The organism is Streptococcus pseudopneumoniae (assembly GCF_001072315.1).
Taxonomy (GTDB): Bacteria; Bacillota; Bacilli; order Lactobacillales; family Streptococcaceae; genus Streptococcus; species Streptococcus pseudopneumoniae_R.
Window position 1 is genome coordinate 1 of record NZ_JVLI01000183.1, and the last position, 15615, is coordinate 15615.

General features: G+C 39.4%; 8 protein-coding genes. 4 read left to right on the plus strand and 4 right to left on the minus strand.

The window, feature by feature from the left end:
* Positions 1–210 precede the first annotated feature (210 nt).
* The 4 genes from ADH54_RS12245 (at position 211) to ADH54_RS11600 (ending at position 4429) form a co-directional block, all read left to right on the plus strand.
* Positions 211–381 (plus strand): PhrA family quorum-sensing system peptide, encoded by a 171-nt coding sequence (locus ADH54_RS12245; protein ID WP_049524970.1) that lies wholly within the window; start codon positions 211–213, stop codon positions 379–381.
* 49 nt (positions 382–430) lie between these two features.
* Positions 431–1123 (plus strand): hypothetical protein, encoded by a 693-nt coding sequence (locus ADH54_RS09820; protein WP_049524971.1) that lies wholly within the window; start codon positions 431–433, stop codon positions 1121–1123.
* 376 nt (positions 1124–1499) lie between these two features.
* Positions 1500–3008 carry an ABC transporter ATP-binding protein gene (locus ADH54_RS09825; protein WP_239682667.1) on the plus strand — a complete coding sequence of 503 codons (1509 nt, stop codon included), beginning with the start codon at positions 1500–1502 and terminating at the stop codon, positions 3006–3008.
* A gap of 35 nt (positions 3009–3043) precedes the next feature.
* Positions 3044–4429 (plus strand): ATP-binding cassette domain-containing protein, encoded by a 1386-nt coding sequence (locus tag ADH54_RS11600; protein WP_161800822.1) that lies wholly within the window; start codon positions 3044–3046, stop codon positions 4427–4429.
* Positions 4430–4700: 271 nt separating this feature from the next.
* Here ADH54_RS11600 and ndk read toward each other — a convergent pair whose 3' ends face one another.
* The 4 genes from ndk to ADH54_RS09850 form a co-directional block, all read right to left on the minus strand.
* Entirely contained in the window at positions 4701–5114 is a 414-nt protein-coding gene (ndk, locus tag ADH54_RS09835) for a nucleoside-diphosphate kinase (RefSeq protein WP_049524973.1), read from the minus strand.
* A 214-nt stretch (positions 5115–5328) separates the two neighbouring features.
* Positions 5329–9006, minus strand: a complete 3678-nt coding sequence (rpoC, locus tag ADH54_RS09840; protein WP_000228740.1) for a DNA-directed RNA polymerase subunit beta' — start codon at positions 9004–9006, stop codon at positions 5329–5331.
* Positions 9007–9038: 32 nt separating this feature from the next.
* Positions 9039–12650: a DNA-directed RNA polymerase subunit beta gene (gene rpoB, locus ADH54_RS09845; protein WP_049524974.1), complete on the minus strand. Its 3612-nt coding sequence runs from the start codon at positions 12648–12650 to the stop codon at positions 9039–9041.
* A 556-nt stretch (positions 12651–13206) separates the two neighbouring features.
* Entirely contained in the window at positions 13207–15204 is a 1998-nt protein-coding gene (locus ADH54_RS09850; protein WP_049524975.1) for a thiol-activated cytolysin family protein, read from the minus strand.
* Positions 15205–15615 lie beyond the last annotated feature (411 nt).

Genomic DNA, 15615 nt, shown 5'->3' on the forward strand with positions numbered 1-15615 from the left:
TTCTCTGCGAGTGTATTCATTAAAGATAATAAACCTTCCTATTTGCTTAATTTCATTATAAAACTTTTAGTTCAAAATAGCAAGTTAAAGAAATAGATAATTCTCTATGGTAATAATAAAAAAAAAAAGTTCAAAAGATAATAAAAAACTTGACTAAATAAAATATATCTGTTAGAATAAAAACAAGGAAACAGAAAGGGGTTTCATTGTATGAGAAAAAAACGTGGAATTAAAAAATTAGTTACATTTGCATTGCTAGGTGTTTTTATGTTTGGTAATACAATTCCTTACCAACAGTTTATTCAGAAGAATAAACAATTGGAGATTCGAGTGCAATCGCAAAAGAAGTCCAATGGTCTTGATGTTGGGAAGGCAGATTAATTATTTGGGATAGGAGTGCATACATTTTTACATATTAGGAGGGATTATAATGAATAATATTGTTGGTTTATATACTACTATTGATGATATCGGAAATCATGAGCGTCACTACACAAAACTTGGTGATTTCCAAAAAGGAAACAATCCTTGTATTGTAAGGTATGTCTCAGGCAGTGATGCAACTGTGAGATATCAAGATGAGGTTTATTCGCTTGAAGCAGGGATGATTCTTGGTGCGGATGCCCTAGTTGATACAAATAATTCATTTATTGAGATTACTGACTCATATGAAAATATTTACAGACTTGCACCTGAAAGTCAATTCTGTTTAGAAATGACAGTTAAGGGAGTAATTCCAGTTCATTTTGGACATGTTCATGTTATTCCTTCTTATCAGACAATTGAAGCAGGAGCTAAATATAGAACAAGTTGTTATACAGGTCGTAATCAAGTTACTATTGAAATGGTTGCGAATAATATAGATGTATATTATTCATATGATAAACCCGTTGAAGTATTTGAGTTTGATGAGTTAGGAAATAAATTTACTTTGTTTACGTTGGCACCGTATCAGAAATGTATTCTTCAAGACCAAGGTGGTAGTATGCGAGATAGATACCATGTTTTAGAACAATCTAACTTGGAAAATAGTGAAGTCATAAGATTGTATGAAACTTATTGTATGCCATTTAATTGGAGATTACAAGCTGAAGAGGTGCAACTAAGTGCACAGGCTAATTAGTATTGTGTTGTTGTATTCTGGCTAAACGCTTAGAAATTAAAGTATGCACTTATATAATTTGGGCTAGAGTTTATTCTAGCCTAAAATTTTATTAAAAGGTAGATTGAACATGGAAAAAATATTTAACTATTTAAATTTATATCTAAAAAGTTTGAATTTTGTGTGGAAAACATCAAAGTCTATAATGTTGTGGATGATTTTAATGGTTCCTATACAATCTATTCTTCCTTCTATCAGTATTTTTATTACTAACATAGTTGTCAATAAAATATCCTCTTTGAATTCCATAAATCTTACTATGCTTATTGCGGTTTGGGGGGTATCTTTCTTTCTTAACAATCTAATATCCCCACTGCTCGTGATGATACAAGGTCGCATGACTGATTTATTGACGTATCAATTAAATACGGAGTTGATGCGTAAATCAGAGAGATTACAGAATATTAGTTATTTTGAAGATAGCGAATTCTATAACGATATACAGTTGCTTAGTTCAGAAGCAAGTTGGCGTCCAGTAAATTTATTAGTATTTGGAACTAGCCTTATCTCCAATGCAATTGTATTTGCTTCTATGCTGTTAATGGTTAGCTCTGTGAATATACTAGTAAGTTTACTACTGTTTGTTGTATTGATTCCACAAGGTATCATAACTTATAGAATCCAGCAACAGGCATTTGAAACACTTGTGTCTAATAGTGAAGAATCTCGTAAGTTAGATTATTATAGTCAGGTTCTTTTGAGTAACAATCACATTAAAGATATTCGGCTTTATAATTTATATTTCTTTTTTATTACAAAATATACAGATGTATTTACATCAATAACTGACAAGCTCCAAGTTGATCGGAGAAAAAAATTTACCAATTCAGCTTTATTTATAACTCTTAATAGTATCGTCATAATTTTAATGTTTGGATATGTTATTATTCAAATCAAAAAAGGTGTTTTAGATTTAGGTGTTATTTTTGTGTTTTCTACTAGTATTATCTACTCAATAAATAGTATGGCTAGACTTGTAGAAGATAGTTCACTCCTCTATGACACTCTCCTCTACATGGAAAACTTTTTTAAGTTTATTGAAATTGAAGATGAGCTAAGTACAGAAGTACCAATTACTAAAACTGAAAATAATTTTGGTGATGATATCATAGAATTTAGAAATGTTAACTTTTCTTATTCAAACAATTCTGATTTGGTATTAAGTAACGTTAGCTTTAAAATAGCTGAGGGAGAGAAAATTGCAATAGTTGGGGAAAATGGAGCTGGAAAAACGACTCTAGTCAAATTGCTATGTGCTTTCTATCCTAACTATTCGGGTGATATAATAGTAAACAGTAAGTCACTTAGAGAATATGAATTGACAGATTATAGAAAGCAGATTACTTCAATTTTCCAAGATTTTTCTAAATTTGATATTTCATTAAGAGAGAATGTTGCACTGTCCGATTTATCTAGGATATTTAAAAATGAAGATATAACTAAAGCGCTTGATAAAGGTCGGTTTAATATAAAAGATATGTCATTAGACCAAGTTTTGGGAAGAAAATTTGATGGTGGGAAAGAATTATCTGGCGGGGAGTGGCAGAAAGTTGCACTGTCAAGAGCGTTTTTTTCAAATGTACCAATCTTAATATTAGATGAGCCGACGGCATCAATTGATGCCAAAGCAGAATATGAATTATTTCAAGATTTTCTGCAATTGACACAAGGAAAAACTGTTTTCTATATTACTCACAGACTTGCGAGTGTAAAATTTGCTGATAAAATTTTGGTGTTAAAATCCGGAGAAATTCATTCATTCGGAACTCATAATGAGTTAATGAATAAGGATGAGTATTATAGAAAATTGTATAAAATGCAATCGTCAATGTACGCTGAAGAATAGTTTGAAATATAGGAGCTGATATGGAAGTTCTCCGCATGAAAAATATCGAAAAACAAATTAATTCACGACATATCCTTCAAATACCTGAGTTAATTCTTCATCATGGTGAACGGATAGGCATTGTGGGGAGTAATGGTGTAGGAAAAACAACTTTGCTAAGAATGATTATCCAGGAAGATATTGATTACAAAGGTATGATAACAGTGAATGGAGATATTGCTTATGTTCCTCAAGTTAAGGAGATTAGAGATGGATCAGGAGGAGAGATTTCTTTAAAGTTATTAAAGGAGGCCTTTTCTTCAAGACCCTCTATACTAATTTTAGATGAGCCGACATCTCATTTGGATCAGCATAATGTTCAATGGTTAATCCATAGAATATCGAAATTTGATGGTACAATAATTTTGGTTAGTCACGATCGTTTTTTACTAGACAATATTATAGAAAAAATTGTTTTCATTGAAAGGAGTCAAATAGGAGTTTTCAAAGGAAATTTTACGGAATTTGAAAATGAAAGAAATCAAATAGAAGAGCAATGTTGGAAAAATATTGCTCAATATAACAATGAGGTGTCTAGGTTAACTAAAGAATTAGAAAATAAAAAGATAAGATCAAAAAAAATTAGTAAGAAAAGTTCTAATAGAATCAGCAACTCAGACTGGAAAGCGCGTTCAAAAATGGGGAGCTACGATAGTCAAGAAAAAGCCATGGCCAAATCAGCCAAAGCTATTGAAAAAAGATTAAGTAGATTGACTGCACCTTCCCGACCTTCACCTAAAACACAAATTAAGTTTAAAACAATAAGCTCCACATTAGAGTATTCTTCTAATACAATGATCGAATTAAAAGAAAGCAAGCTAAGTACAAATTTTATAAATCTTTATATACCTCAAATAAAAATGAGGTTTGGAGAAAAATGGTTGTTAACTGGAAGAAATAAATCTGGAAAGACTACATTATTAAAAAGTATAGTAAATCAAGAAATAGATGGATATTTTTCAAAAGGTTTAAAAATTGGGTATTTTAGTCAAGAATTAAATACACTAGACCAAGATAAAACACTCTTTGATAATATATATGAAACAAGTAGTCATAATAAACAATTAATTATAAACTTTCTTGCAATGCTAGATCTAAAATTTGATAAAATATTTGTTCCGTTTGGCAAGCTCTCAGGGGGTGAGCGAGTTAAAGGCCAACTTGCATCAGTCCTTCTGAGCGATTCAAATTTTCTTATTTTAGATGAACCAACAAACTTTCTTGATATTACCTCACTTAATGCACTAGAAAAATTCTTATTAAGTTATCCAGGTTCGATACTTTTGGTTTGTCATGACACATATTTTCAAGAAAGATTACATTTTAAAAAGTTATGCATTCTAAATAACAACTTGCTTCTAGAGGATTACTTTGAAGATTGATTGAGTAAGCTAAATAGGTGAACCATTTTATTTTTTTGATAGCTAATCAATATCCATGATGTAAAAAGCAGCGTAAAATCGACGCGCACCCGCATAGCGGGTGTTTTTTTGTCTCGCACCTAACGGAGCGAGACGAACTAATAGTCACTTAATCAAAAAACGCACCATATCAAAGACTAAAAAGTTTGATATCATGCGTCATATCTTAAAATACTTGACTATACTTTCTATTCAAATGAGCTTTTAACCAATCTATTTGGTCAATCAACTCTTAAAACCAAAGAGCAATTTCTCGCTTAGCTGACTCTTCTGAATCTGAACCATGTACAACATTTTGAATAGCTTGGTTTTCACTAGCAGCTTTTGCAAAATCACCTCGAATAGTTCCTGGTAAAGCTTCTTCTGGACGAGTTGCACCCATCATGGTCCGCCAAGTTTCGATTACTTTGGGACCAGAAATGACACCCACAAGAACCGGTCCTGAAGTCATAAATTCACGAATCGGTGGGTAAAAACTCTGACCAACCAAGTCCTGATAGTGCTGGTCAATCAACTCTTCTGAAACCTTTGTACGCAACTCCAATTTTTCGATTGTCAATCCACGTTGTTCGATGCGTTTCAACACCTCACCCACTAATCCTCTTTTTACACCGTCTGGTTTAATGATAAAAAATGTTTGTTCCATACTTGTCTCCTTTGTCAGCTTCTTTCTTTTATACTCTTCGAAAATCAAATTCAAACCACGTCAACTTCGCCTTGCCGTACTCAAGTACAGCCTGCGGCTAGTTTTCTAGTTTGCTCTTTGATTTTCATTGAGTATTATTTTACCACATTTTATGGAAAAATGGAGAAAGTTTTCAGAAAAGAGAAAGAGAACCCGAAGGCTCTCTCATCTGCTTTTATTCTACTGTTTCTTCCACAGTTTCAACGGCAGTATCCACAACTACTTCTGTTGTTTCTTCGTTTCCTTCTTCCTCTACTGGAGGGTTGAGGTATTCTTCTTCGTTGATAGCATGTGGTTCAAGGTTACGGTAACGAGCCATACCAGTACCTGCTGGGATGATTTTACCGATGATAACATTTTCTTTAAGTCCAAGGAGATGGTCTTTCTTACCGCGGATAGCTGCATCTGTAAGGACACGAGTTGTTTCCTGGAAGGAAGCCGCTGACAAGAAACTATTTGTTTCAAGTGAGGCTTTGGTAATTCCCATAAGGACTGGGCGACCTGTCGCTGGAACTCCACCTGCGATAAGGACATCCTTGTTAGCATCTGTAAAGTCATTGATATCCATGAGGGTACCCATGAGAAGGTCTGTATCTCCTGGATCCATGACACGGACTTTACGTATCATTTGACGAACCATTACCTCGATGTGTTTGTCACCGATTTCTACCCCTTGGCTACGGTAAACCTTTTGTACTTCACCGAGAAGGTAAGTTTCAACTGACAAGACATCACGAACTGCAAGAAGGCGTTTTGGTTGGATAGAACCTTCTGTAAGAGCAGCACCACGCGCTACTTGGTCACCAACTTCAACACGCATACGAGCGGTAAATGGAACGACATATTCACCTTCGCCAGTTTCACCCTTAACAAAGACTTTCTTGGTACGAGTTGAAGCGTCTTCTTCGATAGCAGTAACTTGTCCTTTAACCTCTGTGATAACCGCTTCCCCTTTAGGATTGCGGGCTTCAAAGATTTCTTGGACACGAGGAAGACCCTGAGTGATATCGGTATTTGAAGCGACCCCACCCGTGTGGAAGGTACGCATTGTAAGCTGTGTACCAGGTTCCCCGATAGATTGGGCAGCGATTGTACCAACTGCTTCACCAACTTCAACCGCATCACCAGTCGCCAAGTTGATACCGTAACAGTGACGGCAGACACCATGACGAGTGTTACATGTAAATACTGAACGGATGGTTACTTCTTCCACACCAGCATTCACAATTTCACGTGCCTTGTCTTCTGTAATCAACTCATTTGGACCAATGATAACTGCACCAGTTTCTGGATGTTTAACAGTTTTCTTAGTGTAACGACCATTGAGACGCTCTTCGAGAGACTCGATCATCTCTTTTCCTTCTGCGATAGAACGAATCAAGAGACCACGGTCTGTTCCACAGTCATCCTCACGGATGATAACATCTTGGGCAACGTCAACCAAACGACGAGTCAAGTAACCTGAGTCGGCTGTCTTAAGGGCCGTATCGGTCATACCTTTACGCGCACCGTGAGTTGAGAAGAACATTTCGAGTACTGACAAACCTTCGCGGAAGTTTGAAAGGATTGGCAATTCCATGATACGTCCGTTCGGAGCAGCCATCAGACCACGCATACCGGCAAGCTGTGAGAAGTTTGAGATGTTACCACGGGCTCCAGAGTCCATCATCATAACGATTGGGTTCTTAGGATCTTGGTTGGCAATCAAGCGTTTCTCTAGTTTTTCACGGGCAGCACGCCATTCAGCTGTAACGGCATTGTAACGCTCGTCGTCTGTGATCATACCACGACGGAATTGTTTGGTGATTTGTTCTACACGTTTGTGTGATTCTTCAATGATTTCAGCCTTGTCATCAACGACTGGGATATCGGCAATACCCACTGTCAATCCTGCAAGAGTTGAGTGGTGGTAACCGAGGTTCTTCATACGGTCAAGTAGGGCAGAAGTTTCTGTCGTACGGAAACGTTTGAAGATTTCAGCGATGATATTTCCAAGGTTTTTCTTCTTGAATGGAGGGTTGAGTTCAAGTTTGCTGATAGCTTCCTTGATATCTCCACCAAGTGGCAAGAAGTATTTAGCTGGAACGCCTTCTGTTAAGTTGGCATTGTTTGGTTCTTGCAAGTATGGTAGTCCCTCTGGCATGATGTCGTTGAAGAGGATTTTACCAACTGTTGTAAGCAAGACCTTGTGTTTTTGCTCTTCTGTCCAAGGTTTGTTGAGGCTGTCTGTTGCAATACCAACACGTGAGTGAAGGTGAACATAACCATTACGGTAAGCCATAACCGCTTCGTCACGGTCTTTGAAGACCATTCCTTCACCTTCACGACCAGCTTCTTCCATAGTCAAGTAGTAGTTACCCAAAACCATGTCCTGAGATGGAGTAACAACTGGTTTACCATCTTTCGGGTTCAAGATGTGCTCAGCAGCGAGCATGAGGATACGAGCTTCTGCTTGGGCTTCTTCTGAAAGCGGTACGTGGATGGCCATTTGGTCCCCGTCAAAGTCGGCATTGTAGGCTTCACAGACAAGTGGGTGCAAGCGAAGGGCCTTACCATCAATCAAGACTGGCTCGAAGGCTTGGATACCCAAACGGTGAAGGGTCGGTGCGCGGTTCAAAAGCACGGGGTGTTCTTTGATCACTTCTTCAAGGATATCCCAGATACGCTCATCTCCGCGTTCGACCAAGCGTTTAGCAGCTTTGACGTTTTGCACGATATCACGTGCAACGATTTCACGCATCACGAATGGTTTAAAGAGCTCGATTGCCATTTCACGTGGCACACCACATTGGTACATCTTAAGCGTTGGACCAACGGCGATAACGGAACGTCCTGAGAAGTCAACACGTTTACCGAGCAAGTTTTGACGGAAGCGTCCTTGTTTACCTTTAAGCATGTGACTCAATGATTTCAGTGGACGGCTACCTGGTCCTGTGATTGGACGACCACGACGACCATTGTCAATCAAAGCGTCAACCGCTTCTTGAAGCATACGCTTCTCATTTTGAACGATGATACCTGGTGCATTCAACTCAAGCAAACGAGCCAAACGGTTGTTACGGTTGATAACACGGCGGTAAAGGTCATTCAAGTCAGATGAGGCAAAACGGCCACCATCCAACTGCAACATTGGACGAAGATCTGGTGGAATAACTGGAAGGATGTTGAGAATCATCCATTCAGGTTTGTTTCCAGACTTGTAAAAGGCATCCAAAACATCCAAACGACGGATAGCTTTGACACGTTTTTGTCCAGTAGCTGTTTTCAACTCTTCTTTGAGTTCAGCAATTTCTTTTTCAAGATCTACTTGTTTCAAAAGGTCTTGGATAGCTTCGGCACCCATCTTGGCAACGAATGATCCATAACCATATTCACGCAAGCGCTCGCGGTATTCGCGCTCTGTCATGATAGACTTATGCTCAAGTGGTGTATCCTTAGGATCAATCACCACATAAGCCGCAAAGTAGATCACTTCCTCAAGGGCACGAGGACTCATATCAAGGGTCAAGCCCATACGGCTTGGAATCCCCTTGAAGTACCAGATGTGAGATACAGGAGCTTTCAACTCGATGTGCCCCATACGCTCACGACGAACTTTCGTACGCGTTACTTCAACCCCACAACGGTCACAAACAATCCCTCTGTAACGAATGCGTTTGTACTTACCACAAGCACATTCCCAGTCTTTTGTAGGACCAAAGATAACTTCATCAAAGAGTCCTTCACGTTCTGGTTTCAAGGTACGGTAATTGATTGTTTCAGGTTTTTTGACTTCTCCATAAGACCATGAACGGACTTTACTTGGAGAAGCTAGGGTGATTTGCATACTTTTAAAACGATTTACATCAACCACTATTTCTTCCCTTTCTATTCTAAGTGAACTGCTTATTCTTGTTCAGCAGCTTCTTCTGTTGCTTCCGCTTTTGTTGCTTTCTCAGCTTCTTCAGCTTCAAAAGCTGCTTTAGCCTCTTGTGCTGCTTTTTCGCGGGCTTTTTCAAGATCATCTACGTGGATGACATCTTCGTCCATTCCTTCATCCAAGTCACGAAGTTCCACTTCTTGGTCATCTTCGTCTAGGACACGCATGTCAAGACCAAGAGATTGCAATTCTTTGACAAGAACTCGGAAGGATTCTGGAACACCTGGTTTTGGAATTGGTTTTCCTTTTGTAATAGCTTCATAAGCTTTCAAACGTCCGTTAATATCGTCAGACTTGTAAGTCAAGATTTCTTGAAGGACATTTGACGCACCGTAGGCTTCAAGAGCCCAAACCTCCATCTCACCGAAACGTTGTCCACCAAACTGAGCTTTACCTCCGAGTGGTTGTTGGGTAACAGTTGAGTAAGGTCCGACTGAACGCGCGTGCAATTTATCGTCAACCATGTGGTGGAGCTTGATCATGTACATGACTCCGACAGAAACACGGTTATCAAACGGTTCCCCAGTACGTCCATCGTAAAGGATTGTTTTAGCATCACTATCCATACCAGCTTCTTTAACAGTTGACCAAAGGTCTTCAGAACTTGCTCCGTCAAAGACTGGTGTTGCGATGTGAATACCAAGAGTACGAGCAGCCATACCTAGGTGAAGCTCCATAACCTGACCGATATTCATACGTGATGGCACCCCAAGTGGGTTCAACATGATATCGACTGGAGTTCCATCTGGAAGGTAAGGCATGTCTTCTACAGGAACGATACGAGAGACAACCCCTTTATTTCCGTGACGTCCGGCCATCTTATCTCCGACCTTGATCTTACGTTTTTGAGCAATGTAGACGCGAACCAGCATGTTAACGCCTGATTGCAGCTCATCTCCATTTGCACGTGTAAAGATCTTAACATCACGAACGACACCATCGGCACCGTGTGGTACACGAAGAGAAGTATCACGCACTTCACGAGATTTATCTCCGAAGATAGCGTGCAAGAGACGTTCTTCAGCTGAAAGGTCTTTCTCACCCTTAGGTGTTACTTTACCTACAAGGATATCGCCTTCTTTAACCTCAGCACCGATACGGATAATACCCATTTCGTCAAGGTCTTTAAGAGCATCTTCACCAACGTTTGGAATTTCACGAGTGATTTCTTCAGGCCCAAGCTTTGTATCGCGCGTTTCTGATTCGTATTCTTCAAGGTGGACAGATGTATAAACATCGTCTTTGACCAAGCGTTCGCTCATGATAACAGCATCCTCGAAGTTGTAACCTTCCCAAGTCATGTAGGCAACGATTGGGTTTTGTCCAAGCGCCATTTCTCCATTTTCCATAGAAGGTCCGTCAGCGATGAAATCGCCTTTTTCAACGACATCGCCAACTTTAACAAGCGTACGTTGGTTGTAAGCAGTACCTGAGTTTGAACGACGGAATTTTTGGATGTGGTAAACGTCCAATGAACCATCTTCACGACGGACTTCTACCTTGTCAGCATCTGCATAGGTAACTTTACCGTCATACTGAGCAATCACAGCAGCTCCTGAATCGTGGGCTGCCTGATATTCCATACCAGTACCAACGTAAGGTGCTTTAGGATTAATCAATGGTACAGCCTGACGTTGCATGTTGGCTCCCATGAGGGCACGGTTGGAGTCATCGTTTTCCAAGAAAGGAATACATGCTGTCGCAACGGCAACTACCTGTTTTGGTGAAACGTCCATGTAGTCAACAACATTAGCTGGATACTCTTGGTTGACCCCTTGGTGACGTCCCATGACAACTTTCTCAGCAAAGGTTCCATCTTCATTCAGACGAGAATTAGCCTGTGCTACAGTAAATTCATCTTCTTCATCGGCTGTCAACCAAACGATTTCGTTCGTAACAACACCTGTTTCACGGTCAACCTTACGGTATGGTGTTTGAACAAAACCATACTTGTTCAAATGTCCGTAAGATGACAAGTTATTGATCAAACCGATGTTAGGTCCTTCAGGTGTCTCGATTGGACACATACGACCATAGTGAGTGTAGTGCACGTCACGGACTTCATATCCAGCGCGGTCACGTGTCAAACCACCAGGTCCTAAGGCTGACAAACGGCGTTTGTGAGACAACTCAGAAAGTGGATTATGTTGGTCCATGAACTGTGACAACTGTGATGAACCAAAGAATTCTTTCACCGCAGCTGTTACAGGACGGATATTGATGATTTGTTGTGGTGTCAAGACTTCGTTATCTTGAACAGACATACGTTCACGGACATTACGTTCCATACGAGAAAGTCCAAGGCGTACTTGGTTGGCAAGCAATTCCCCAACCGCACGAATACGACGGTTTCCAAGGTGGTCGATGTCATCTACACGGCCAAGTCCTTCAGCCAAGTTGAGGAAGTAACTCATCTCAGCAAGAATATCTGCAGGAGTCACCGTACGAACCTTGTCATCTGGATTGGCATTACCAATGATGGTTACAACACGGTCTGGATCAGTTGGTGCAACAACCTTGAATTTTTGAAGAACAACTGGCTCAGTCACAACGGCTGCATCATTTGGAATGTAGACAATCTTATTCAAGTCGCCATCCAAATGGCTTTCAATGCTTTCAATCACACTACGAGTCATGATTGTTCCAGCTTCTACCAAGATTTCTCCTGTTTCAGGATCTACCAATGGCTCTGCAATAGTTTGGTTGAGCAAACGTGTTTTAACATTGAGTTTTTTATTGATCTTGTAACGACCAACTGCTGCCAAGTCATAACGACGTGGGTCAAAGAAACGAGCTACAAGCAAGCTACGTGAGCTTTCAGCAGTCTTAGGCTCACCTGGACGAAGACGTTCGTAAATTTCTTTCAAAGCTTCGTCGGTACGAGAGTCCATTGGGTTCTTATGGATATCTTTTTCAACAGTGTTGCGAACCAATTCGCTATCACCAAAGATATCAAAGATTTCATCATCACCTGAGAAACCAAGCGCACGAACCAATGTCGTAAATGGAATCTTACGAGTACGGTCGATACGAGTGTAGGCGATATCTTTTGAGTCACTTTCAAGTTCCAACCAAGCTCCACGGTTAGGGATAACCGTTGAACCGTAGCCCACTTTACCGTTTTTATCAACTTTATCGTTAAAGTAAACACCTGGTGAGCGGACCAACTGAGATACGATGATACGTTCACCACCATTGATGATGAAAGTACCCATTTCTGTCATGATCGGGAAATCACCAAAGAAAACTTCTTGGGTCTTGATTTCGCCTGTTTCTTTATTGATCAAGCGGAAGGTTACAAAAATTGGTGCTGAGTAGCTAGCATCATGGATACGAGCTTCTTCTAGCGTGTATTTTGGTTCCTTGATTTCATATCCAACAAATTCCAACTCCATCGTGTCTGTGAAGTTTGAAATTGGCAATACATCTTCAAATACTTCCTTAAGACCGTGGTCTAGGAAAGCTTTGAATGAGTCAGTTTGAATTTCAATCAAATTTGGTAAGTCAAGAACTTCTTTGATTCTTGAAAAACTACGACGGGTACGATGTTTCCCGTATTGAACGTCATGTCCTGCCAAGATGATTCTCCTTTGTAAATAAGTTCCAAGCCTTGTCAATCAGGCTTTCTAATCGTCATATGGTTGTAAAACCCCTATCACCGTGTCCTCTTGACAAATTTTCAGAATCTTTAAGTCTTTGTTACAAATAATCAAAATCCTGAAAAAAAGCACAAAAAGAGCAGCTAAATCTGACTTTTTCAGAAGATTTAACTGCTGTGAGCCTTGTCTGGACAATATTTCAGACAAAACCTACGACAAATGATTACTCATATTATACCCTATTTAGCTAGATTTTTCAAGGGATTCAGTAGTTTTTTGGTGAATTTTTTTCCGCGTAACTTCTCAAAGTAACTTCCACTTGCCTATCCAAAGTGGAAGTTAGTCTAAAACGGATTTTTATGATGGAATTAAGTGTGAGACGTTTGAAAATGTTTTAACAGCAACAACGTACTATTCTAGTTTCAATACCCTATAGAAGTTACCCTTTTCATTCTCTCAAAAGCCAATCATAAAAGAGGAGAAATCGAAGTTTCTCCTCTTCACTGTTTACTATCGAATCAAGTAAATCAAATCGTTACTCATTCACAATTTTTTCATCAACTTTAGGGTTTAGAGTTGTTCCCCAATGTGTAATTGTACGCTGTTGTACTAGTGGTAAGTCTGTGCGGTTGTAAACTGTACGCCATGGTTCCCATACAAGACCCGTCTTTTCTTGAACCTTGATACGAAGATTACGGACATTTCCTCTAAATTGAATCTCTGTTTGGAAGCCTGAAGTTCTGTTTTTTCCGTTATCTTCCCATTGACGTGAACGGATTTCTGGATTGCCTTGTTCATCATATGTAATTTCATCCCAATAGATGTAGTAACGTGCAATATAAGCACCCTTATGATGAAGTTTCAAGAAGCCATTTTTGTAAGAAGTAACCTTCGTTTCGATATAGTCTGTACTATTTTGTAAAGTTGCTTGGGCATTATCTTTTAGGAAGGCAGTCTTATATGAGATTGGCACAGCTGGACTTTGAGCGCTAAAGTTAGCTCCTTCTCTGATGAGTTCCTTCAAGTTTTCGACTGTTCCTGTGACAACTTTGGCAGCACCGCTAGCATTACCTCCTACAATTACCGCTGTTACAGAAGTATTCTTCAATAGACGGCTCCATTCAGAATTTGGAGCAATTGTTGCGCCTTTGATAACTGCATTAATAGCTGCTTTTAATTCAGTAGACTTACTTGTCGACTCAAACTTAACATAGATTTGACGTCCGTAAGAAACGTTTGATACATATACAGGTGGAGTTTGTGAATCAACGCCTCTTTGTTTTAAATCTTCAGGTGTCACACTCTTGTCAAATACAGCTGCTGGATTGGTCGGTGCATCAAATGTCGCTGTATAGTAGATTTGTTTAAAGTTTACAACTTCAATTTGCTTTTCACCCTTTTGCACAGCCTCAAAGTCAATCTTGAGCGGTGCGCCTGCTTTTTCAAAGTCTGCACCAAATTTTGCTTTCAATTGGTTCATGCTATAGGCTGTAGTTGATTCATACTGAACACGGGCAGGAACGGAATGGCTAGATGAGTAATTCTTTGTCCATCTTTCAACCAAGGTATTCATCGCAGACTGCATACCACTAGTTGTAGGATCTGCTTCAATTCGGCTGTCAGACTGAATCATACCAGGTAAATCGACGCTGACTGTCCCCTTTGCACGGGCAAGACTAATCAATTCTGGCTGATTTTCTAGCAGATTTTGGTTTGCCTTATACAAGCCACCTAGGAAGACATTTTGATTTCCATTGATGGAAACATCTGCTGTGCCTGTAGAGAGGGTTTTCTTGATTTTTTCTACAACGACAAACTCTCCATTTTGTTCCTTAGCACTTGTGTTGTAGCGATTTTCTAAGGTTTCTCCCTTGCGAGTTAAAATATCCAAAGGATTGTAAGTTAAGCCAAAAAGGTAGTCTTTCAATGCTGATGTTTGATCTACTACTGGTGCAGTTCTATCCTGTCCAACTTGAGTTGTTGCTGAACGGAATACTTCCACTTCTGCCAAGCTCAATGGGGTATTTTTAGTTTTCAACTCCACTTTTACATAACGAGCGCCTTTGGCGGTGAAGAAAACTTCAAGTTCTGCCTTCCCATTCAAACTATTAAAGTGTTGACGAGCAACTTCTTGTTTTGCTTCATTTAACAAAACAACATCAAAATTAGAAAGACGATTAGCTACATCCCCATCTCCACGATTGTAAAGTTTAACTTTTCCAACATTCTCTGTTTTTCCGAGATCAACTTGCCACCAAGCATTGTCTTCAAAGTTTGTATGCGTTACAGAATGGTGCCCATAGTCACTGTCAACATTACCATCCACTGCTCGTGTAGCAGCTCCTCCATAAGCAGTAGAACTTTGACTAGCTTGTTTTCCACGAGCGATGTTTTCTGTCTCAACTGGACGATTCCCTTGCTCTGTAGCCAAAGCTACTCCCTGAGCGTTCAATAAAAAGGCCGCAACAACAGCACTACACACACCGAGTCCACACTTTTTGACAAAGCGATGCAAACGTTTTTCTTGATTCATTCCTTATTCCTCCGTTTTTAAATGAATACGTTTTCCTATTTGTCTATAGTCTATCAAATTTCAAGTAAAAGTCAAGCACAAATCAGCAAAAAAGTCAAGAAAATAAGAAGAAAACGTTTGCTGAATTTTTCTGATATTTTCTTTAGATTTCCAGTAAATACTATAGTTTGGAAACTAGATAAAACTTGAGAAGCGCTAGCTTTTTCTCTTCCTATTTGTAGTTTCGCTAGATGAACTTTTTAAAGAAATATTAGAAATCAATTTCTGAATAAAAATAGCTGAAAACACATCATCTTCCTAATAATACGGCTTGGCTTATGTGACATTTTTATACTCTTCGAAAATCTCTTCAAACCACGTCAACGTCGCCTTGCCGTACTCAAGTACAGCCTGCGGCTAGTTTCCTAGTTT